17 protein-coding genes are annotated in these 22026 nt (G+C 71.1%); 13 read left to right on the plus strand and 4 right to left on the minus strand.

The features are described from left to right. Positions 1-2886: non-ribosomal peptide synthetase (locus A6A29_RS45300; protein ID WP_158074421.1), on the plus strand; the 2886-nt coding region annotated here is incomplete at its 5' end. 271 nt (positions 2887-3157) lie between these two features. Here the strand turns inward: A6A29_RS45300 and A6A29_RS19810 are convergent. Genes A6A29_RS19810 through A6A29_RS19825 form a run of 4 tightly spaced genes read right to left on the minus strand, consistent with a single transcriptional unit; the run spans position 3158 to position 7106 of the window. After that, the gene (locus tag A6A29_RS19810) at positions 3158-3394 is read right to left on the minus strand and encodes a phosphopantetheine-binding protein (RefSeq protein WP_073721518.1); all 237 of its coding nucleotides are present in this window, start codon (positions 3392-3394) and stop codon (positions 3158-3160) included. A 23-nt stretch (positions 3395-3417) separates the two neighbouring features. After that, entirely contained in the window at positions 3418-4632 is a 1215-nt protein-coding gene (locus A6A29_RS19815; protein WP_073721519.1) for a cytochrome P450, read from the minus strand. A 6-nt stretch (positions 4633-4638) separates the two neighbouring features. Continuing rightward, on the minus strand, positions 4639-5652 hold the full coding sequence (locus A6A29_RS19820; protein WP_073721520.1) for a methyltransferase: 1014 nt from the start codon (positions 5650-5652) through the stop codon (positions 4639-4641). 2 nt (positions 5653-5654) lie between these two features. Then, on the minus strand, positions 5655-7106 hold the full coding sequence (locus A6A29_RS19825; RefSeq protein ID WP_158074422.1) for an AMP-binding protein: 1452 nt from the start codon (positions 7104-7106) through the stop codon (positions 5655-5657). A gap of 243 nt (positions 7107-7349) precedes the next feature. Here A6A29_RS19825 and A6A29_RS19830 point away from each other — a divergent pair, with 243 nt between their 5' ends. The 12 genes from A6A29_RS19830 (at position 7350) to A6A29_RS19885 (ending at position 21696) form a co-directional block, all read left to right on the plus strand. Then, entirely contained in the window at positions 7350-8372 is a 1023-nt protein-coding gene (locus tag A6A29_RS19830; protein ID WP_241838557.1) for a VOC family protein, read from the plus strand. Continuing rightward, entirely contained in the window at positions 8369-9478 is a 1110-nt protein-coding gene (locus A6A29_RS19835; RefSeq protein ID WP_073721523.1) for an alpha-hydroxy acid oxidase, read from the plus strand. Before A6A29_RS19830 ends, A6A29_RS19835 begins: the two co-directional genes overlap by 4 nt. After that, the gene (locus A6A29_RS19840; RefSeq protein WP_073721524.1) at positions 9475-10803 is read left to right on the plus strand and encodes an aminotransferase-like domain-containing protein; all 1329 of its coding nucleotides are present in this window, start codon (positions 9475-9477) and stop codon (positions 10801-10803) included. Before A6A29_RS19835 ends, A6A29_RS19840 begins: the two co-directional genes overlap by 4 nt. Positions 10804-10808: 5 nt before the next feature. Continuing rightward, the gene (locus A6A29_RS19845; protein ID WP_073721525.1) at positions 10809-11876 is read left to right on the plus strand and encodes an N-acetylneuraminate synthase family protein; all 1068 of its coding nucleotides are present in this window, start codon (positions 10809-10811) and stop codon (positions 11874-11876) included. Beyond that, a complete protein-coding gene (locus tag A6A29_RS19850; protein WP_073721526.1) occupies positions 11860-12669 on the plus strand; it encodes an SDR family oxidoreductase in 810 nt (269 codons plus the stop codon). Before A6A29_RS19845 ends, A6A29_RS19850 begins: the two co-directional genes overlap by 17 nt. Before the next feature lie 26 nt (positions 12670-12695). Further along, the gene (locus A6A29_RS19855) at positions 12696-14657 is read left to right on the plus strand and encodes a transketolase family protein (protein ID WP_073721528.1); all 1962 of its coding nucleotides are present in this window, start codon (positions 12696-12698) and stop codon (positions 14655-14657) included. After that, positions 14633-15307, plus strand: coding sequence for an RraA family protein (locus A6A29_RS19860; protein ID WP_073721530.1), 675 nt, complete (start codon positions 14633-14635; stop codon positions 15305-15307). The genes A6A29_RS19855 and A6A29_RS19860 overlap by 25 nt, the downstream gene beginning before the upstream one ends. Continuing rightward, on the plus strand, positions 15307-16197 hold the full coding sequence (gene rfbD / locus A6A29_RS19865; RefSeq protein ID WP_073721532.1) for a dTDP-4-dehydrorhamnose reductase: 891 nt from the start codon (positions 15307-15309) through the stop codon (positions 16195-16197). Before A6A29_RS19860 ends, rfbD begins: the two co-directional genes overlap by 1 nt. Continuing rightward, entirely contained in the window at positions 16197-16841 is a 645-nt protein-coding gene (locus A6A29_RS19870) for an HAD family hydrolase (RefSeq protein ID WP_073721534.1), read from the plus strand. Before rfbD ends, A6A29_RS19870 begins: the two co-directional genes overlap by 1 nt. Before the next feature lies 1 nt (position 16842). Then, a complete protein-coding gene (lat, locus tag A6A29_RS19875) occupies positions 16843-18126 on the plus strand; it encodes an L-lysine 6-transaminase (protein WP_073721536.1) in 1284 nt (427 codons plus the stop codon). Between the two features lie 111 nt (positions 18127-18237). Further along, positions 18238-18453, plus strand: coding sequence for an MbtH family protein (locus A6A29_RS19880; protein WP_073721538.1), 216 nt, complete (start codon positions 18238-18240; stop codon positions 18451-18453). 393 nt (positions 18454-18846) lie between these two features. Beyond that, positions 18847-21696, plus strand: coding sequence for a helix-turn-helix transcriptional regulator (locus A6A29_RS19885; RefSeq protein WP_198953111.1), 2850 nt, complete (start codon positions 18847-18849; stop codon positions 21694-21696). The last annotated feature ends 330 nt before the right edge of the window (positions 21697-22026 follow it).

The raw sequence follows: 22026 nt of genomic DNA on the forward strand, positions 1-22026 counted from the left end.
AGCCTCACCCTGCACGCCGACGAGGTCTCGGCAGCCGCGCCGGCGTTCGGAACGGTCAGCGCCGAACCACTGCCCGTGGCCGGTTCGGTCGCCCGTTTCGACCTGGCCGCACACGCCACCGTCACCGCCGACGGCGGACTGCGGTTGCAGGCCGAGTACGCCACCGACCTGTTCGACAACGACCGGATCACCCGGCTCCTGGAACACCTGGGCCGTGCCCTGACCCGTGCGGTGAGCGCCCCGGACGCCACGGTGTGCGACTTCGCCCTGCCCGGTCCGGACGAGGCCGCGCTGCTGCACCGGTGGAGCGCCGCGCGGGGCGAGGTACCGGCCGACGCCTCGCTGTGGGACCTGTTCGCCGAACAGGTCCGGCTGCGCCCCGACGCGGTGGCGGTGGTCGCCGGTGAGGAGCGGACGACCTATGCGCAACTGGCCCGGCGCGCCGAACGGCTGGCCGCCCGGCTGGCCGCCCGAGGAGCCACCCGGGGCAGCCTGGTCGGCCTGTGCACCCGCCGGGACACGGACCTTGTCGTCGGGATCCTGGGCATCCTGCGCGCCGGTGCCGCGTACGTGCCGCTGGACCCCGACTACCCGGCGCAGCGGCTGTCCTACATGGCCGCCGACGCGGGCCTGTCGGTGGTCGTCACCCAGCGAGGGATCGAGGTGCCGGTGTCCGCGCTTCTGCTGGACGCCGACACCGAAGGGGACCTCCCGGTGCCGGACGTGACCGTGACCGGTGCCGACCTGGCCTACCTGATCTACACATCCGGCTCGACCGGGGAACCCAAGGCGGTCACCGTTCCGCACGGCCAGGTCGTCCGGCTGATGCGGGCCACCCAGGACCGGTACCGGTTCGACGAGCGGGACGTGTGGACGCTGTTCCACTCGTTCGCCTTCGATTTCTCCGTCTGGGAACTGTGGGGCGCCCTCGTCCACGGCGGCCGGCTGGTCGTGGTGCCGTTCTGGCAGACCCGCTCGCCCGAGGACTTCCAGCAGTTGCTGGCCCGGGAGAAGGTGACGGTGCTCAACCAGACCCCGGCCGCGTTCCGGCAGCTGGTCGCGGTCGACGAGGAACGCCGGGAACCGCTGTCCCTGCGATACGTGATCTTCGGCGGTGACGCGCTGGACATCGACTCGGTACGGCGCTGGTTCGACCGGCACGGCGAGGACCGCCCCCGGCTGGTCAACATGTACGGCATCACCGAGACCACGGTCCATGTCACGTACTGCCCGCTGACCCGGAAGCTCCTGGATGATAACGCCGGCCCCATCGGCGAGCCGATCCCCGACCTGTCGCTGTGGGTCGTCGACCGGGCGGGGCAGCCGGCACCCATCGGCGTACCGGGCGAACTCCTCGTCGGCGGCGCCGGTCTGTCCTGGGGCTACCTGAACCGGCCCGGTCTGAGCGCGCAGCGATTCGTCGCCGACCGGTTCGGCGGGACGCCCGGCGCCCGGCTCTACCGCTCCGGCGACCTGGCCCGGCGCCGCGCCGACGGTGGCCTGGAGTACCTGGGCCGCATCGACCAGCAGGTCAAGATCCGCGGGTTCCGGATCGAACTCGGCGAGGTCGAAGCCGTACTTGCCGCACATCCTCGCGTCGACAGCGCGTGTGTGACCATGCGGGACAACCGTCTCGTCGGTTACGTGGTGGCCAGGGCTGCGGACGGTCCCGGCGACCTCGCCGAGATCCGCGCGCACCTGGCGGCCCGCCTGCCCGACTACATGGTGCCCTCCGCACTGGTACCCGTGGACCACATCGCGTTGACCGGCAACGGCAAGGTGGACCGGGGCGCGCTGCCCGCACCGGAGCCGAGCCGCGCCGGTGAGTTCGTCGCGCCGCGCAACGCCACCGAAGACGCGGTCGCCCGGATCTGGTCCGGTCTGCTGGGCACCGACCGGATCGGCGCACGCGACAACTTCTTCGACCTGGGCGGCACCTCACTCGACCTGACCCGGCTGCGTGCCGAGATCCGCCGGGAGTTCGGCGTCGAACTGGGCGTGCGCGACCTGTACTCGGCTCCGACCGTGGAGATGACCGCCATGCTGCTCGAACCGTCCCGCCGGCAGCGGACCCAGCCGTCGCCGCTGGTGCCGATCAAACCCACCGGCAGCCGGCCGCCGCTCTTCCTGGTCCACGCCGTCGGTGGATCCGTGGTGCCGTATCTGCCGCTGGCCCGCCTGTTCGACCCCGAGCAGCCGCTCTACGGCCTGGAGGATCCAGGGCTCGAAGGCGGTCCGGTCACCACGTCGCTGACCGACCTGGCCGCGCGGTACGTCGACGCGATCCGCGCCGTCCAGCCGCACGGCCCCTACCATCTCGGCGGCTGGTCCCTGGGCGGCGTGGTGGCCGCGGAGATGGCCGGTCAGCTGACCGCCGCGGGCGAACCGGTCGCGCTGGTCGTCATGCTGGACAGCGGAATGCCGCCGTACCTGGACGGGGAGCTGCCGGACCGCGCGGTGCTTCTCGGCGGGTTCGTCCATGATCTGGCCGGCCTGGCAGGGGTGCCGGCGCCCCGGTACGACGAGGCCGCACTGCGGGGTCTGTCGCCGGACCGTCAGGAAGAACTGCTGCTGGACCTGCTGGAAGGCGCGGCCCTCGTCCCGGAAGGCATCCGGGACGATATGCGGGACCGGATACGGGTCTTCGAGGCCAACACCCGCGCACTGCTGGGGCACCGCCCGGGTCCGGTCGACGGCCGCCTGGTGCTGCTGTCGGCGCGGCAGCGACCGCGCAGGCCCAAGACCCGCCCGTGGCGTGTCCTCGCCCGTGGCGGCTTCGAACTCCACACGGTCCCGGGTGACCACCACACCATGATGCAGCAGCCCCACCTGACCACGCTGGCGGAGAGTCTGCGGAGTGTTCTGGACCGGCTGGGCAGGTCGTGAGACGCCGCCCCGGCCCGGTCGGTCCGTGCGGAGGACCAGGCCGTCCGCCGCGCCGCCCTTCCCGGAAGCAGAGCCCCTGGGCCTCCGGCCTGTTCCGCCGCACGGGTCCCGCAGCGGATTCCGTGCCCGCGGGCTCGCCGGGAGGCGTGTGAACGCGAGGCAGGGTGAGCGCACGCACAGGACGGCAGGACGCACGCACAGGACGGCGGGAGCGTACGCACAGGACGGCGGGAGCGAGGAAACCGCTCCCGCCGTCCTGCCGACCGGGGTGTCAGGCTCGGTCCGGGGACCGTTCCCCGGACCGGGCGAGCTGGCCGGCGAAGTCCGCCAGCACGGGGTGTTCGAGCAGGACCCGGACCCGGACCGTGATGCCGAGGCGGCGGCGCACCGCGGCCACCACCTCCATGGCGGCCAGTGACTGACCGCCCAGGGCGAAGAAGTCGTCGTCGTCCTCGACCGGGACGCCCAGAACCTCCTGCCAGATTTCGGAGATCGCGGTGGTACCCATCGTCCATCAGCTCCTTGGCGGGCTCACGCCGGGCTCAGCCGCACCGGCAGGCTGGTCAGTCCATGGATGAAGTTGCCGGTGCTCCACACCGGCCTGCCGGCCGGGGCTATCGTGCGCACTCGGCGGATCAGCGCGGTCAGCAGAGCGGTCAGCTCCAGCCTGGCGACCCGGGACCCGACGCAGACATGGGGGCCCCAGCCGAACGCGACGTGCCGGTTGGGGGTGCGGTCGGGCCGGAAGGTGTCCGGGTCGGAGAAGACCGCCGGGTCGCGGTTGGCCGAGCAGAGCCAGGCGGTCACCCGCTCGCCGGGGAGCAGGTCGCTGCCGGAGACCGTCACCGGGCGGGTCACCGTACGCAGCCCGTGAAGGCCGGGGCTGGTCCAGCGCAGGATCTCCTCGACGGTGGTGGGCAGCAACTCCGGCGATGCGCGCAGCGCCGCCCACAGATCGGGCCGGTCGCCGAAGACCAGCAGCGCTCCGGCCGCCGCGTACCGGACGGTCTCGCTGGCACCGGTCAGCACCCCGCTGCAGTTGATCAGCAGCTCCTCGTCGGTCAGGTCGCCGCCGGCCGCGAGCAGTGCGCTGATCAGGTCGTCGCCGGGGCGGGCGCGCCGCTGGCCGATCAGGTCGGCGAAGTAGCCGAAGATCTCGGCGTTGGCGTCCAGCCGGTCGATGGGGTCGGGGGAATCCAGACCGTCGGTGGTGAGTCTGCCGATCAACGGCCAGTCCGCCCGGGGCAGGTTCATCATGGCGCAGATGACCTGGTTGGGCAGACGCTGGGTCAGGTCACCGACGGCGTCCCGGATCAGCGGCCCGGCCGCCTTGTCCGGCCGGTCCCCCAGGGGCCCGGCGACATCCGCCCCGACCACCTCGTCCACCAGGTCGGTGACGCCCGCGACGATCCGGTCGTGCCAGCGAAGCAGCGCCGCCGGGGTGAACGGCGCACCCACCACGCGGCGGATCCGGCCGTGCCGCGGCGGGTCGCTGACCACCATCATCCGGTCGGCGACCAGGCGGGCCGCCTCGTCCGATCCGCCGAGCCTGATGCCGGCGCGGGAACTGAACGTGGCCGGATCGCCCAGTACCGTCTGGACGTCGTCGTACCGGGCGGCCACCCAGAACCCGGGACCGTCCGGCTCCGGGTGCCAGGTCAGGCCCGGACGGGCGCGTACGGCCGCGAGCTGGTCCAGATGCCGTTGTCCGGCGAAGACGTCCGGCGTGAGCAGGTCGATGTCCATCGTCGGTCAGCGCGCCTCGATCACGGAGAACGGCGACCCCGGGATCGCCGAGACGTGGTTCATCCGGTAGCCGGCGGCCTCCAGGAGCCGGGTGAACCCGGCCCGGCCGCGTTCCCTGCCGCCGGTGAGGACCATCATGCCGAGGTCGCTCCAGCGGCTGACGTGCTGGGCGCCGTCCTCCGGTACCAGCATCTCGATCACCACCAACCGGCCGCCGGCCGCCAGCGCGCGACGGCTCGACCGCAGAATGTCCACCGCCTGGTCGTCGGTCCAGTCGTGCAGGACGCTGCACAGAAGGTGGGTGTCCGCGCCGGTGGGCACCGCGGCGAAGAAGTCACCCGGCACGGCGCGGCAACCGGGGACACCGCCGCGGAGGTTCACCTCGTCGATCACCGTGGGGCGGTCGAACAGAATGCCGCTCGCGTGCGGGGCCACCGAGAGGATCTCGCCGAGGAGGAAGCCGTCGGCACCGCCGATGTCCAGGATGACCTCCGACCGCGACCAGTCGACGGCCTCGGCCGCCTGCCGGTACAGGCGACCGGTCCGTTCCCGCATCCGGCGCAGGAACGCGACGTTCGCGCCGCGGCGGGTGTTCTTGACACCGAAGAAGTCGCCGCCGCCGTCGCCGTCGAAGGACGCCGCACCGGTACGGAACGTGTCCGTGGCGCGCAGCCAGGCCAGCTGGCTCTCGGCATTGACCAGCGAGGCGGAGAGGCTGCGCGGGTGGTCCCGTCGCAGCCTCGCGCCGAGCGCGGTCAGCCGGAAGCCGGTGGCGGAGTCGCCGGCGAAGAATCCGGCCGCGGCGAGTGCGGACAGCAGCCGGCCCAGGGCGTCGGGGGCGGCATCGATCAGGCTCGCCGTGGCCGCTACGGGCTGCGTGGTCGAGGAGTCCATCACATCGGCGACGCCGAGTTCGACGGCGATGCGCAAGGCGTGCGGCAGCACCGCGACCATGCTGTCGTCGACGAGCGTGAGGTAGTCCTCCACGATCTTGTCGGTGGTCTCGGTGTACGTGGTCATCGTCAGCCCCTTTCCTGGGGACGGGACGCGAGCAGCAGCTCGGTCAAGGCTCGGTGATCGACCTTGCCGTTGGCGTTGTGGGGGAGGTCGTGGAGGCGGCGCACCAGATCGGGCACCAGATGGCCGGGGAGCCGGTCGCGCAGTTCCGCGCGCACCTGGTTGGGGTCCGCGTCGCCGGTGAAGGCCAGCGCCAGACGTTCGTACGCGCCGCTTCGGCCGGACAGCGCCACCGCCACGCAGTCGCGCACGCCGGTGCGGACCGCGGCGTGGCTCTCCACCTCGCCCAGCTCCACCCGGTATCCGCGGATCTTCACCTGCCGGTCGGCACGGCCCAGGAAGTGCAGCACTCCCTCGGCGTCGCGTACCGCGCGGTCACCGGTGCGGTAGACCCTTGTCGGCACACCACGGACATCGACGGTGACGAACCGCTCGGCGGTGCGCTCCGGGTCGCGCAGGTATCCCTGGGCCAGCCCCGTGCCCGCGACGCAGAGCTCGCCGTCGATCAGATGGATCTCCGTGCCGGGCACCGGCCGCCCGATGGGCACGCCGTGCGGCCGGTCGCAGTCCTCGGGCCGGATGTGATGCATGGTGGCGAAGGCGAAACTCTCCACCGGGCCGTAACAGTTGTGGACGGTCGTGTCCGGATGCCGCAGCAGCAGTGCGCGCACCGGCTCGGGTGCCAGACGTTCACCACCGATGAACATCAGGTCGATTCCCCGGAAGCAGTCGGGATCCAGCCGTACCAGCAGGTTCACCACGGAGGCGACCAGGACGAGGGTGTTCACCCCGTGCCGTGCGATCAGGTCGCGCAGGGTGTCCGGCAGCAGATGGTCCTCGTCCGGCAGCACCACGGTGCCGCCCCGGCACAGCATGCCCCACAGCTCCAGTCCACAGGCGTCCCAGCCGACCGGGGCGAGCTGCGACAGCACCCGCCCGGGGCCGAAGGCCGCCAGGGGGCCGCTGTCGAAGAGCCGCAGCACGGCCCGGTGCGGAGTCACCACGCCCTTGGGGGCGCCGGTGCTGCCGGAGGTGAAGAAGACACAGGCCGGGTCGTCCGGCCCGATGTCCGCCCGGACCGTCCGGGACCCGGGTGCGGGTGCGGACGGTGGGGTCCAGCACGGTGCGCCGGCGAGCGGTGTGTCCGTGATGAACAACGGTGACCGCAGCAGGCGCAGCAGTTCCCGTACGCGCGCGTCCGGCCACTTCACGTCGATGGGGCAGTACGCCGCACCCGTCTTCAGCACGGCCAGCAGCAGCGTCACCATACGGGCCGAGCGGGCGATGCGAACCGGCACCAGGCAGCCCGGTCCCACCCCTGCCTCGACCAGTGAGGCCGCATACGAATCTGCCGCCGAAACAAGCTGGGAATAGGTGACGGGGCCATTGTCGCCCATCAGTGCAATATGGCCGCCGTATTCTGCCGCGCGCTCGTCGAGTGCCTGATGAATCAGCACGTACCGCTCCTTGTCCGCAGCTTCGATCGCACGCATATTCACCCGCCGCGGTGGCGTGCGCAACCCCTACGAACCCCATAGCGGATACCCCGGCACCCAGGTGCGGGAAGGGGCGTTCCGCACTGTTGGGCGGCTCCCAGCGGGGTGCATTGACATTCTTCCGTGCCCGTCCGTAGCGTTTTTTCGTCGCGGTACCGGGATCTGGAAATTCTTGTTCCCGCCGTTGAAACCGATTATCGATCCTTGGGGGAATTCGTGTCGTCCGCACCCCAGACCAGAAATCAGCACGCCGTCGACGCCGGCATCGACCACATCACACTCTCCGTCGGTGACGCCCGCGCCCGTGCGGCCGAGTTCGTCGACCGCTACGGCTTCGAGGTGATCGCCGCCGGGGACACCCCGGAGTTCACCGCCGTGGCGGTGCGGCAGCGGGACGTCGTCCTGGTGCTGCTGGAGGGCCGCACCGACGACCATCCCGCCACCCTGTTCACCACCCGGCACGGCGACGGCGTGAGCGACATCGCCCTGCTGGTGGACGAGCCGGACCACACGGTGCTCGAAGCCTTCGGCGACGTGACGCACACCTTTGTGAGCCGGCCCGCCGGCGGACCCTGGTCGCTGCCCGGTATCGCACCGGTGAGCACCGAGGAGACCACAGGGCCCCCGGCGCCGGCCGGGCGTCACCTGCTGTGCGTCGACCACATCGCGGTCTGCGTGGAGAACGGTGAACTGGAGCGAACCGTCGAGTCCTACCGGCGGGTGCTGGGCTGGCAGGTGGTGTTCGAGGAGGACATCCACGTCGGCGCGCAGGCCATGCAGTCCAAGGTGGTGCAGAGCCCGAGCGGGCGGGTGACGCTGACGCTGCTGCAGCCCATGAGCGGCGCCGCCCCGGGCCAGATCGACGACTTCCTGAAGAAGCACGGCGGCAGCGGTGTGCAGCACCTGGCTTTCGCGGTGCCGAACATCGTGGACGCGGTGGCCGATCTCGGCACCGCCGGCGTGCGGTTCCTGTCCACGCCCGACACCTACTACGAGAACCTCGAACAGCGGCACGGGTCCTCCGGTCATCCGGTGTCGGAGCTGCGCGAGCACAGCGTGCTCGTCGACCGGGATCACGACGGTGAGCTGTTCCAGATCTTCACCCGGTCCGAGCACCCGCGCCGCACCCTCTTCATGGAGATCATCGAACGCCGCGGCGCGACCACGTTCGGCAGCAACAACATCCGCAAGCTGTACGAGGCGGTCGAACGACAGGACCGGGCGTGACGGGCGGGCAGGCCGTCCTGGCGGCGGATCCGCTCACCCTCGCCGACATCGAGGACCGGGCCCGTGTCGTGCTGGCGCCCGAGGTGTACGACTTCGTGGCCGGCGGAAGCGGCCGCGAGTCGACGCTGAACGCCAACCGGACCGCGTTCGACCGGTGTCACCTGGTCCCTCGCGTCCTGTCCGGGGTGGACACCGCCGACACCACGACCACCCTGCTGGGGGCGCCCGCGTCGATGCCCGTCGCGGTGGCGCCGATGGCGTTCCACTCGGTGGTGCACCCGGACGGCGAACCCGCGGTGTCCCGTGCGGCGGCCGCGGCCGGCATCCCCTTCACGGCGGCGACCCTGGCCGGCTGCCCGCTGGACGAACTGTCCGGCTCCGGCGGTGACCTGTTCTTCCAGCTGTACTGGCTGCGCGACCGGGCCCGCACCGAGTGGCTGATCGGTGAAGCCGAGCGGCTGGGCGCCCGCGCCCTGATCCTCACCGTGGACGTTCCGTTCATGGGCCGACGGCTGCGCGATCTGCGCAACGGGTTCGCCGTGCCCGCGCACGCCGCACCGGTGAACCTGGCCGACACCCAACGCGGCGCCGGGCAGAGCGTCGGCGGGCACGCGGCTGCGGTGATCGACCCCACACTGTCCTGGTCCGACCTGGACTGGGTCCGGCGACGGACGCGATTACCGCTGGTGCTCAAGGGAGTTCTCGACCCGGCGGACGCGCGGCGCGCGGTGGACCTCGGCGCGGACGGCCTGGTGGTGTCCAATCACGGCGGCCGGCAACTGGACGGCGCCGTACCCAGCCTGCTGGCCCTGCCCGCGATCCGGGACGAGGTCGGTGACGCGTGCGAGGTGCTGCTGGACAGCGGTGTGCGCAGCGGCACCGACGTGCTGCGCGCGCTGGCCCTCGGCGCATCCGGGGTGCTGCTCGGCCGGCCGGTCCTGTGGGGACTGGCCACCGGCGGCGAGCAGGGCGTGACCGCGGCGCTGGAACTGCTGCGCACCGAACTAGAGGTGTCGATGGCCCTCGCCGGTGCGCCGCACGTGGCCGCGGCCGGGCGGCTGGGCGTGCGATGGGCGCCCGGAACGAACGAACGGGAGGAGCGATGACTGAGTCGTCCCCGGCCCGGACGGCACGCCCCGGCGCGGTGATGGACCTGGCCGACCTGCACGGGTCGCTGTCCGATCCGGCGCTGCTGTCGATGAACCTGCTGAACGAGGTGTCCGACCGCTACCCGGACGCGGTCTCCTTCGCGGCCGGACGGCCGGACCCGGGCACTTTCTCGGTGGAGGACGTCCACCGCTTTCTGCGTACCTGGACCGCGTACGTCACCGACGGCACGCCCCACGGCGCGGAGGTGGCCCGCAACCGGCTCTACCAGTACGGCGGAACGAAAGGGGTGATCCAGGACCTGGTGGCCCGCAACCTGGTGACCGACGAGAACATCCACGTCGACCCGGAGTCGATCCTGGTGACCGTCGGCTGTCAGGAGGCCATGGTCCTGGTGCTGCGCGCGCTGCGCGCCGACGACCGCGATGTGCTCCTGGCCACCTCACCGGCCTATGTGGGCATCACCGGCGCGGCCCGTCTGGTCGATATGCCGGTCGTGCCGGTCGACAGCGGCTCCGGCGGCATCGACCTGGACGACCTGGCGGCCAAGGTACGCGGCGCACGCGAGGCCGGACTGCGGCCCCGGGCCTGCTATCTGGTGCCCGATTTCGCCAATCCGACCGGGCTGAGTCTCGACGTACCGACCCGGCACCGGTTGCTGGAACTGGCCGCGGAGCTGGACATCCTGCTCATCGAGGACAACCCGTACGGCTTCTTCGGTGACGGCGCGCCCCCGAAGCCGACGCTCAAGTCGCTGGACACGGGCCATCGGGTCGTCTACCTCGGCTCGTACGCCAAGACCGCCCTGCCCGGCGCCCGGATCGGGTTCGTGGTGGCGGAGCAGCCGGTCGTGCGGGACGGAGAGCTCGTCGGCACCCTCGCCGACGAGCTCTCGAAGATCAAGAGCATGATCACGGTCAATACCCCGCCGATCGCGCAGGCGGTCATCGGCGGCAGGCTGCTGGAGAGCGACTTCGCTCTGCGCGAGGCGAACCGGGACGCCACCGCGCGGTACGGACAGCGGCTGCGGCATCTGCTCGACGGGCTGGCCGCGCGGTTCCCGACAACGTCGCCGGTCACCTGGAACCGACCGGACGGCGGATTCTTCCTGGTCGTCACGGTGCCGTTCGTCGCCGACGACGACCTGCTCGCCTACTCGGCCAAGCGGCACAAGGTCATCTGGACGCCGATGCACCACTTCTACGCGGCAGGGGGCGGTCTGCGACAGCTGCGACTGTCCTGCAGCTCGCTCACGCCGGAGAAGATCGACCTCGGTCTGGACCGGTTCGCTTCGCTGGTGACCGATCTTCTGGAGAGGACCTGAGAACCATGAGAGCGCTGACGGTAAATGACCGGATCATTTCGGACGAGACCGACGCCTATGTGATCGCCGAGATCGGCCACAACCACGAGGGCGATCTCGGCAAGGCGGAGGAGTTGGTACGTCAGGCAGCCGCGGCCGGGGCCAGTGCGGTCAAGCTGCAGAAGCGCAACAACCGCTCGCTCTACACCAGGGCGATGTTCGACTCCCCCTACACCGGACGCAACAGCTTCGGCCCGACGTACGGAGCGCATCGCGAGTTCCTGGAGTTCGGCACCCACGAGTACACGTATCTCCAGCAGCTGTCGGCCGAACTGCGCGTGGACTTCATCGCGACCGCCTTCGACTTCGCCAGCGTGGACTTCCTGGCCGAACTCGGTGTGCCGGCGATCAAGATCGCGTCCGGGGACATCAGGAACACCCCCCTGCTCGCCTACGCGGCGAAGGTGGGCAAGCCGCTGATCGTGAGTACCGGTGGTGCCGACATGGAGGCCGTACGGCGCGCCTGCGGCACCGTGCTGCCGATCAACCCGGACCTCGCGCTGCTGCAGTGCACGGCGATGTACCCGGCCGAACCGGAGGCGTTGAACCTGGCGGTGCTGAGCACCTACCGGGCCGAGTTCCCGGAGACGGTGGTCGGTTTCTCCGGGCACGACCTCGGCCCGTGGGCCGCCTGGACCGCGTACGCGCTCGGCGCCCGGGTGGTGGAGAAGCATGTCACTCTCGACCGCACCCGGCCCGGCAGCGACCACAAGTTCTCGCTGGAGCAGGCGGACATGGCCGAAATGGTCGACGGGCTGCGCCGGGTGCGGCGCTCGCTGGGCGGCCGGGACAAGCAGGTCCTGCCGGGCGAGCGGCCCGCGGTCACCAAGATGGGCAAGAAGCTGGTCGCCCAACGGGACCTGCCGGCAGGCCACCGCCTCACCCTGGAGGACGTGGCGATCAAGTCGCCGGGCGACGGGCTGACTCCCGACCGGCTCGCCGACGTGGTGGGCCGCCACCTCGGCGGGCCGCTGACGGCCGACGCCGACATCACCCTGGACGGTCTGGTGGACGGCGATGCCGACCGCGATTGACCTGACCGGATCGGTCGCCGTCGTGACCGGGGTGTCCGGACGGCTCGGCGCCGTATGGGTGGACGCCCTGCTGGGCGCCGGTGCCGATGTGCTGGGCCTGGATGTGCGGGACACCCGCGGGCCGGAGCTGCGGGCGGTGCTGGACCACCACGACCCGAAGCGGTTCGCGACGGTGGTCGCGGACATCACCGACACCGGCAGCCTGCGCCGCGCGCTCGACGACTGTCTCGAACTGGCCGGCGAGCCGACCATTCTGATCAACAACGCCGGGGTCGACAGTCCACCGTCGGACCGGGGCGCCAGCTGGCGCTTCGAGGACATCCCGGACGAGGTGTCCGGCGGCATACTCGCGGTCAACGCCCAGGGGACGCTGCGGATGTGCCAGGTGTTCGGGTCGTGGATGGCCCGGCACGGCGGCGGTTCCATCATCAATATCGGATCGATGTACGGCGGCCTCGCGCCCGACCCCCGGATGTACGAGCACCTGCCGGTGGATCCGCCGTTCCTGAAACCGCCCGCGTACGGCATGTCCAAGGCCGGCGTCGCCTCGCTCACCCGGTACCTCGCGGCGCTGTGGGGGCCGGCCGGGGTGCGGGTCAACACCCTGTCGCCGGGCGGTGTCCTGGGCGCGCAGGACCCCGCGTTCCGGGAGAAGTTCCACGCCCGCGTGCCGCTGCGGCGCATGGCCCGCGCCGAGGATCTGACCGGACCGCTGCTGTTCCTCGCGTCCGACCTGAGCAGCTATGTCACCGGTACCGAACTCGCCGTGGACGGCGGGTTCGGCTGTTGGTGACACCGACCCCTCCACGAGGAGAAGCCATGGACAGCTCCTTGGCCTGGATACCGCGCACCGAGTTCGAGCGCGTCCTGGGCCATGTCGACGATCCGTACGACAGGGCCCTCGCCTTCACAGCGATGTCCCGGATCAACACCCTCTACATGATCGCGCGTGCCGGGTCGGGCCACATCGGTTCCAGCTTCAGCGCCGCCGACGTGGTCAGCTGGCTGTTGCTGGAGGAGCTCGACCAGCCGTTCGAAGCCGACGGCGATGTGTACTTCTCGTCCAAGGGGCACGACGCGCCCGGACTGTACGCCGCGATGATCGCGCTCGGGCAGCTGGACGAGGACCTCCTGCACCGGCTGCGGCGGATCGACGGGCTGCCCGGTCACCCTGACGTCGGCACCCCGGGAATGCCCTTCAACACCGGTTCCCTGGGCATGGGCATCTCCAAGGCGAAGGGCCTGATCCTCGCCCATCGCCTGGCCGGCCGGGTCTCCCGGGTGGTGGTGATGACCGGGGACGGCGAACTGCAGGAGGGCCAGAACTGGGAGGCGCTGCCCAGCGCCGCGCGGTACGGGATGGGCGAGCTGACCGTGGTGGTCGACCACAACCGCCTGCAGTCCGACACCTTCGTCACCGACGTCAGCGACCTCGGTGACCTCTCGGGCAAGTTCACCGCCGCGGGCTGGGGCGTGCTGCACTGCGACGGGCACGATCCCCGGCAGCTGGAGAAGGCGTTCGCCCGCCGCGCCGAGGACTACCCGGAGCAGCCCGTGGTGATCGTCGCGGCAACGGTGAAGGGCGGCGGATGCCCCACGTTCGCCGCGACCTCGATGGCACCCGGCGAATGGCGCTACCGCCACCACAGCGGTGCGCCGAGCCCGCAGGACTACCGCTCCGCGCACCAGGAGCTGACCGACACCGCCGACGGGATACTCCGCAGTCACGGCCTGTCGCCCCTCCGGCAGGTCCTGCGAACGCTGGACCTGCCGGTGAAACCGGCCGGGGTGCGGCTGCCCGAGCTGTACGGCCGACTCCTCACCGAGGCGGCACACGACGATCCGCGGATCGTCGCGCTCGACGGCGACCTGGTGCTCGACACCGGCCTGATCCCGTTCCGTGAGGCCCACCCGGACCGTTTCGTCGAATGCGGCATCGCCGAGCAGGACATGGTCTCGATGGCGGGCGGACTGGCGGCCGGGGGTCTGCGGCCATTCGTGCACTCCTTCTCCTGCTTCCTGCACGCGCGCCCCAACGAGCACATCTACAACAACGCCACCGAGCGGCGGCCGGTGGTGTATGTCGGCTCGCTCGCCGGGCTGCTGCCCGCCGGGCCCGGACATTCGCACCAGGCGGTCCGCGACGTGTCGGCGCTGTGCGCCGTCCCCGGTCTGACCATCCTGGAACCGTCCCACCCGGCCCAGTTGGCCGCCGCCCTGCACTACTGCCGCTCCACCTCGGACAGCGTCTACCTGCGGCTGTCCAGTCAACCGGTCCCCGCCGAACTGGCGGATCTGCCGCCCGCGCCCCTGGTGGCCGGCCAGGGCCGGGTACTGCGTACCGGCGGTCGGGCGGTTGTGTTCGGTGCCGGTCCGGTGGTCCTCGCGCAGCTGCTGGGCGCCGCCGACCTGCTCGCCGCACAGGGCATCGCGCTGACCGTGGTGGACCTGCCCTGGCACAACCGGGTCGACCCGGTGTGGCTGGGCGGGCTGCTGACCGGCACTTCGCACGTGTTCGTGGTCGAGCACCAGTACAGCAGCGGTGGCCAGGCCGACCTGATCGCCCGTCAGCTGATGGAGACGGGCGCCGGGGACGGGACCGCCTTCCGCGGCGTCGGTCTCACGGACGTACCGCGCTGCGGCACCGACGCGGAAGTACTCGCCGCACACGGCATGGACGCATCGCACCTGGCACATCTGATCGGCGCGGACGTCCTGGACCGCACCCGTACCACCCAACCGACGGGAGACACACCGTGGAAACTGTCCGCAACGAGCTGAACCGCCCACCCGAGGAGATCGTCGAGGGCTTCCGGGCGGTGCTCGCCGAGTACAGCCCGAGCTGCCTGGTCACCGACGCCCGGCGGCGGGTCGGTGCGATCGGCGGGCTGCTGCCGGTGAAGCACCATCACAAGATCGCCGGACCGGCGCTCACCGTCAATCTCTCGATCGACGACCTGGTCGACTGCATGCCGGTGCTGACCCGGGCGCAGCCGGGCGACGTGATCGTGGTGGCCTGCCACGGCACCACCCGCACCGCGATGTGGGGCGGCCTGATGTCCACCCTGTCGCGGCAGATCGGTCTGGCCGCCGGCATCGTCGACGGTGCCATCCGCGACGTCGACGAGATCCGCGACCTGGACTTCCCGGTCTGGTACCGCAGCACCGTCCCGAGGCCCTCCCCGACCGCCGTGCACGACCGTACCGAGCCGGTCCAGGTGAACGTGCCGGTGGTGATCGACGGTCAGGTGATCAACCCGGGGGACATCCTGGTCGCCGATGAGAACGGCATCGCGGTCGTACCGCAGGGCGAGGCCGAGACCGTGCTCGCCCGCACGAGGATGAACATCGACAGGGAGCGGGTGATCCGCGAGAAGATCGGCTCCGGTCTGTCGGTCGCCGAACTGATCGCCGAGTTCGGACACCTGTGATGCGCGTCTACCTCACCGGCGCGGACGGGATGCTGGGCACCGCGCTGCGGCAGGAGCTCGCGACGCGGCCGGAAACCGCCCACTGGCCGGTCCTCGGGGTGTCCCTCTCCGACTTCGACATCGGCGACGAGACCGCCGTCCGGGACTCGATCGCCGATTTCAGGCCCGACGTGGTGGTGCACACCGCCGCGAACGCGGTGGTGGACTCCTGCGAGCGGGACCCGGCGACGGCCCTGCGCGTCAACGTGGGCGGCACCCATCACGTCGCGGAGGCCTGCCGGCGGAACGGCAGTCGGCTGATCTACATCTCCAGCGACTACGTGTTCGACGGCCGGGCGCCCGGGCCGGCCGGGTACAACGAGGAAGACATACCCGCCCCGGTCAGCGTGTACGGGCTGAGCAAACTGGCCGGTGAGCGGATCGTCGAGGCCGTGCCCGACCACCTCGTGGTGCGCACGTCCTGGCTGTACGGCGGCAGCGACCCACGCCTGGACCAAGTGGTCGCCGCCGCCCGGGAGTTCCTCGACGGCGGCCGGCCTCGACTGATCGACGACCAGTTCAGCAGCCCGACCTACGTCCCCGACCTGGCGTCCGCGCTCGTACGGCTGCTGCCCGGCGCACTGGCCGTCCGCGGCCTGCTGCACATCGCCAACCGGGGCCGGGCGAGCTGGTACCAGGTGGGTCTGGCACTCGCCGAACGTCTCGGCACCGCCCACCCGGTGCCGATGTCCATGGCCGACGCCGGTTTCTTCGGCGGCCGGCCGCGCGACTCACGCCTGGACAGCACCCGCGCGGCGGCCTTCGTGCACGCGATGCCGCACTGGACCGACGCCCTCTCCCGGTACTGCGCCCGGCTCACCGCTGTCGACCGAGGGCCGGTGAACCACTGATGCCCACGCCGTTCCTGCTGCTGGACTTCGACGGTGTGGTGTGCGACACCGAACGGGCCGCGCTGCTGGCCTGGCAGGACCTCTACGACCGGCTCGCGGTGCCCCTGAGCGGCGAGGTACGGGCCAGGATGCTCGGCAACTCGGCCGGAGCCCGGGTCGCGCTGGCCGACCTGGCCGCCCGGCTGGGCCGGCCGGTCGGGGACGACGAGTGGGCCTGGCAGCGGCAGCGGCGGACCGCCCGGTGCGCCGCCGCGCCGGCCCGGCCCGGCGTGGACCGGCTGCTGTCCACCGCCGAGGGTGCCGCGATCGTGTCCAGCAGCCCGAGCGCCTGGGTGGAGGAACACCTGCGGCGGCTCGGGCTGCGGCACCGCTTCGACTTCCTCGTGACCGGCGACGACACCGACCGGCACAAGCCCGAACCGGACCTGTATCTGCTCGCGCTGGAACGCGCCGGGGTGGGTGCCGACGACGCGTTGGCCGTCGAGGACTCCCCGATGGGGGTCCGCGCCGCCCAGGCCGCCGGTCTGCGCTGTGTGGCGGTGCCCTGGGAACCGGCCGGGGCAGCCGGACTGGCCGGTGCCGACGCGGTGCTGACCAGCCTGAGCGAGCTGGATCCGCGGCGCTACCAGCGTAACGAGGTGTGACATGGAGATCACGGCGGACAACGCCCTGGACGAACTGTCCCGGCACGTCCTGATGGACGGCCTGGACCTCGTACTGGACCTGGAACGCAGCCGCGGCAGCACGCTGGTCGACGCGCGCGGCGGCGAGGAGTACCTTGACCTGCTCACCTTCTACGGCTCGTTGCCTCTGGGCATGAACCACCCCGGCATGACCGGCGACCGGGCGTTCCTGGCCGAACTCACCAGGGCCGCGCTGCACAAGGTGACCAACTCCGACATCTACACCGCGCAGTACGCGCGGTTCACGGCGACGTTCAGCCGGGTGCTCGGCGACGCGAGGTTGCCGCACCTGTTCTTCATCGACGGGGGCGCCCTGGCCGTGGAGAACGCGCTGAAGGTGGCTTTCGACTGGCGAGCACAGCGACCGCGCCTCGATCCGGCGGCGCCCCTCGAAGTCCTGCACATGGAGAGCGCCTTCCACGGGCGCAGCGGCTACACGCTGAGCCTGACGAACACCTCGCCGACGGTGACCGCGCGGTTCCCGGTATGGACGTGGCCGCGCGTACCCGCGCCCGGGCCCGGCGGCGAACGAGAGGCGGTCGAGATCGCGCGACGGCACCTGGCCGAGCGCGGCGACCGGATCGCCTGCTTCATCGCCGAGCCGATCCAGGGAGCAGGCGGAGACCGGCATCTCAGCAGGGAATTCCTGCTGCGCATGCAGGACCTGTGCCATGAGTACGACGTGCTGTTCGTGCTCGACGAGGTGCAGACCGGTTGCGGCATGTCCGGCGCGCCGTGGACCTACCAGCGGCTCGGGCTCGCACCGGACGTGGTGGCCTTCGGCAAGAAGACCCAGGTGTGCGGCCTGATGGCGGGCGGCCGGGTGGACCAGGTGCCCCAGGGCGCGCTGGCCGTGCCGGACCGGCTCGGCTCCACCTGGGGCGGCAACACGGTGGACATGGTGCGGGCCACCCGGATCCTGGAGATCATCGAACGGGACGGCCTGGTCGACGCGGCCGAGACCAAGGGCGGACACCTGGGCCGACTGCTCGCCGACCTGGCCGCGGCCCACCCGGCGCTGGTGCGCAATGTGCGTGGCCTGGGCCTGATGTGGGCGTTCGACCTGCCGGATCCGGTACTGCGCAATGAGGTCCTGGACCGCCTGCGCCGCTTCCACCGGGTGCTGCTGCTGCCCGGTGGGGCGAGCGCCGTACGGTTCCGCCCGGCACTCACCATCGGGCTCGACGACCTGGACAAGGGGGTTGCCGCGGTGGACGCGGTTCTCACCTCGATCAGTGCGCGATGAACTCCGGGACCCGGCATCGCATACGGGGACGTAGGGGTTGTCAGAAGGTTGTGGCGCGGCGAAAATACGGGCAGCTTTGTATTTCGGCGGAAACAAGGAGTGCGATGGCTCATGAGTAATCCGTTCGAGGATGAGAATGCCTCATACTGCGTTCTGGTCAATGCGGAGGAGCAGTATTCTTTGTGGCCGGATTTCGCAGAGGTCCCGGCCGGCTGGACCGTCGTCCTGCCGAGCACGACCCGGCAGACGTGCCTGGACTACGTGAACGAACACTGGGTCGACATGCGTCCCAAGAGCCTCGTCGAAGCGATGGACCAGGCCGGCTGACGCGCCCTCCCCAGGACAGCCAGGGATCACGCCGCAAGGCGGCGTGATCCCTGGCTGCGTGTTCCGTGTCGGCCCGCACCGCGTGAGGCTTCGGACGGGAAGCGGGCGGCAGCGTGCTGCTGACGAAGGCGCGGACGAAGACGAATTGCATGGATATTCTGCACTTGTTTCGAGCGCGTCGGACGCCTCGGTACTCCCGACGCCGTCACCGGTTCACTATCAGGATTCTTTCGTTTCCGCATCGCGGCGCACGGCCGATGCCTGTGACACCCGATAGCGCGCTGATAGCCGGTCGATGAGCCGGGCGGTAAGCATGGGTCGCGTCGCTGACCGGAACGCCCGGCAGTCGCCGCGGCTCATCGACGAGGGCACGTTGCGAAGACGCATGCACTGATGCCGCAGCACACGTATGCGACCTACTGCCTGGCCGAGGAATGGTTTTCCCTCTTTCTCACTGACCCATGGTTGGAGTTCGCGGTGGAACTGGTGGAGCGCGAAACACCGTTGGCGCTACTGAACGCGCTGGCCGAACAGGCGCGGGACGGACATGGACGCGCCGTGCTCGTCTCCGGACCGGTGGCGGCCGGCAAGAGTGTGCTGGTGCACAACTTCGCCGATCGTGCCCTGAGTCTGGGAATGCTCCCGCTGTCGGCGCTGGGATCCAAGGATGAGCGGCACCTGCCCCTGGGAGTGGTGCGGCAGTTGGTGGACGACGCGCCGCTGGACCCCGAGGACCGGGCGCGGGCCGTGGCGCTGATCGAGGACGGCGTGCGCGCCGCCCGGTGCCAGGGCACCGGAGCGCAGGTGGACGACGGCATCGTGCACGGGCTCTGCACCGTTCTGCTGGAACTGGCCGAACGCTGCCCGCTGTACATCGCCGTCGACGACGTGGACCAGGCCGACCAGGCCTCGCTGACGTGTCTGGCGTACCTGGCGCGGCGGCTGAACAGCGCCCGGGTGCTCGCGGTGTTCACGCACAGCGGGCACGGGTGCGACACCGAGTTCCGCTTCGGGGCCGGCCTGCTGCGGCAGCCCAACTGTCACCGCGTCGAGGTCACGCAGGTCTCCCCGGCAGGCGTGCGGCAGCTGGTGGCCCAGCACCTGGGCGAGGCGATCGCCGATGAGCGGTCCGCGGACTGGCACGCCTACAGCGGGGGCAACCCGCTGCTGGTCGAAGCGCTGGTCCGCGACCACCTCGGTGGTGACGAGGCGGGCCCGCGCTACCGCGAGTCCGTACTGTCCTGCCTGCGCCGCGGCCGCCCGGACATGGTCCGTGTGCTGAGCGGCTACGTGGTGCTCGGCGAACTGGACAACCTGGACAGCCTGGTGGGGCTGAGTCCCGCCCGGACCACGGAGGCGGTGCACGCGCTGATCGCCTGCGGACTGCTCACCATGGACGGTTTCCGGCACGAGGCGGCCCGTGACGCGGTGGTCGGCGCGATCGATTCCGACGAGCTCGCCCGGCTGCACGTCCGAGCCGCGGTCCTCGCCCACGAGCGCGGTGCCGGCACCGCGGTGGTCGCCGACCATCTGCTCCACGCCGGTGCGCCGGCCGACGGCGGTGCGCTGGAGGAGCCGTGGGCGCTGCCGGCACTGGAGGACGCCGCGGCGCACGCTCTGCGGGACGGCGCGGCCGGCCGTGCGGTGGACTGCCTCCGGCTGGCCCGGCTGGTCTGCACGGACTCGCTCCGGCGGGCACGCATCACCGCCGCTCTGATCCGGGCCGAGTGGAGCATCAACCCCGGTGTGTCCAGCGGCCGCCTCGGCGAACTCGTCGAGGCGATGCGAAAGGGCTGCCTGCGCGGCGCCGACGCGCTCACGCTGGTCCGGGCGCTGCTCTGGCACGGCCGCTTCGAACAGGCCCAGGAGGTCCTCGGGCACCTGGCCGGATCCGGGCAGGTGATGGACCCGGAGACAGCCACCGAGCTGCAGATCACCCGACGCCGGCTGAGGCACACCTATCCGTCGTTCCTGGCCGCGCTCGGCCCGAGGTCCGGTGCCGGACGTCCCCCCACGCACTCGGTGAGCGCCGACCGCCGGTTGCAGGCGGTGTCCGCGCTGGCCGCCGTACTCGGCGAAGGTTCCTCCCAGGAAGCCGTCGGCGTGGCGCAACGGGTGCTCCACGGCACCCGGCCGGAAGAGCTGTCCACCGAGACCGTCGAAAGCGCCCTCCTCACCCTCGCGTACAGCGGGCGGGCCGAGCGTGCGACAGCCTGGTGCGATCTGTTCCTGGACCGGATGCAGGCGAGGCACACGCCGAGCAGACAGGCGAGACTCGGCGCGGTACGGGCCGAGATCGCCCTGCGCCGGGGCGACCTGACCGACGCCCTGCGGTACGCGAGTGAAGCGCTCGCCACCCTGCCGGCGATCAGCTGGGGAGTGACCGTCGGCGCACCGCTGAGCACACTGATCCTGGCCACCACCGCGATGGGCCGCTACGACGAGGCACAGGCCTACCTGGACCACCGGGTTCCGGAGGCGATGTTCGACACCCGTTACGGCATGCACTACCAGTACGCGCGGGCGCGGTTCGGGCTGGCCACCGGCCACCTGGAGATGGCCCTGGAGGACCTGCGCCGGTGTGGCGCCAAGCTGTGCCAATGGGGGATGGACACGCCTGGCCTGATCCCGTGGCGAACCGATGTCGCCGAGGTGTACCTGGGACTGGGCCGCCCGGACGACGCCAGGCGGATACTTGAGGAGCAGTCGGCCAAGTTCACCGTGATGCCGAACCGGGTCCGCGGCACCGCGACCCGGGTCCTGGCCGGAGCGGGCGCACCGGCGCACCGGCCCACGCTGCTGCGCCAGGCGGCGGAGCTGCTGCAGTCCGACGACGGCGACCGGTACGAACTCGCCCTGACCTTCGCCGACCTGGCCCGTGCCTACCGGACCCTGGGGGAGTTCCGGCGTGCCGCGGCGGCCGAGCGCCGCGCCGTCATCGTGGCCGCCGACTGCCACGCCGAAGCCCTGGTCCGGGGCCTGGCGGTGGAGAGCGCCACCGCGCTGCCGGCACTGGCCGACGGCGGTGACGGGCTCACCGAGGCGGAGCGCCGCGTGGCCGCCATGGCCGCGGTCGGCTGTTCCAACCGGGAGATCGCCGAGGGTCTGCACGTCACGGTCAGCACGGTCGAGCAGCACCTGACCCGCACGTACCGAAAGCTGCGTATCAGCCGCCGCGCGGACCTGCCGTCCCTGCTGGGCGGACCGGCGACGGTGGACCTCACCGACGCGCGGCGGCGGTGACGGACCGTGTGACATCCGATGCCCCGGCCGGTCCCGGCGACAGGTGCCCGAGGGGCTCGTCCCGTAGTTGAATTTCCGACAATTTGGCTTGGCCGCCTTCTCGGAACTGCGGTGAATCCACACATTGCGTCCCTTCGCCGAATCTCCGGCCACTTCAGTAACGCCGTTCACTGGATAGACCCGATCGGGTCAGGTAGATATGATGTTGGTGCGTAGCTGACCGGCGGGAACTGTGTCGTGGATGTGAAGGACGGTCATGCGCTTTCGTCTATTAGGGCCGTTGGAAGTGGTCGGCCCTGGTGGCCCAGCGCCGATCACCGCCGAGCGTCA

Origin of the sequence: Streptomyces sp. TSRI0281 (assembly GCF_001905125.1) — a bacterium.
Taxonomy (GTDB): Bacteria; Actinomycetota; Actinomycetes; order Streptomycetales; family Streptomycetaceae; genus Streptomyces.

Coding starts and splice junctions, on each gene's coding strand:
- A6A29_RS19810 (WP_073721518.1), bottom strand. CDS start 3,394: ATGGGTACCACCGCGATCTCCGAAATCTGGCAGGAGGTTCTGGGCGTC.
- A6A29_RS19815 (WP_073721519.1), bottom strand. CDS start 4,632: ATGGACATCGACCTGCTCACGCCGGACGTCTTCGCCGGACAACGGCAT.
- A6A29_RS19820 (WP_073721520.1), bottom strand. CDS start 5,652: ATGACCACGTACACCGAGACCACCGACAAGATCGTGGAGGACTACCTC.
- A6A29_RS19840 (WP_073721524.1), top strand. CDS start 9,475: ATGACTGAGTCGTCCCCGGCCCGGACGGCACGCCCCGGCGCGGTGATG.
- A6A29_RS19845 (WP_073721525.1), top strand. CDS start 10,809: ATGAGAGCGCTGACGGTAAATGACCGGATCATTTCGGACGAGACCGAC.
- A6A29_RS19850 (WP_073721526.1), top strand. CDS start 11,860: ATGCCGACCGCGATTGACCTGACCGGATCGGTCGCCGTCGTGACCGGG.
- A6A29_RS19855 (WP_073721528.1), top strand. CDS start 12,696: ATGGACAGCTCCTTGGCCTGGATACCGCGCACCGAGTTCGAGCGCGTC.
- rfbD (WP_073721532.1), top strand. CDS start 15,307: ATGCGCGTCTACCTCACCGGCGCGGACGGGATGCTGGGCACCGCGCTG.
- A6A29_RS19870 (WP_073721534.1), top strand. CDS start 16,197: ATGCCCACGCCGTTCCTGCTGCTGGACTTCGACGGTGTGGTGTGCGAC.
- lat (WP_073721536.1), top strand. CDS start 16,843: ATGGAGATCACGGCGGACAACGCCCTGGACGAACTGTCCCGGCACGTC.
- A6A29_RS19880 (WP_073721538.1), top strand. CDS start 18,238: ATGAGTAATCCGTTCGAGGATGAGAATGCCTCATACTGCGTTCTGGTC.
- A6A29_RS19885 (WP_198953111.1), top strand. CDS start 18,847: ATGCCGCAGCACACGTATGCGACCTACTGCCTGGCCGAGGAATGGTTT.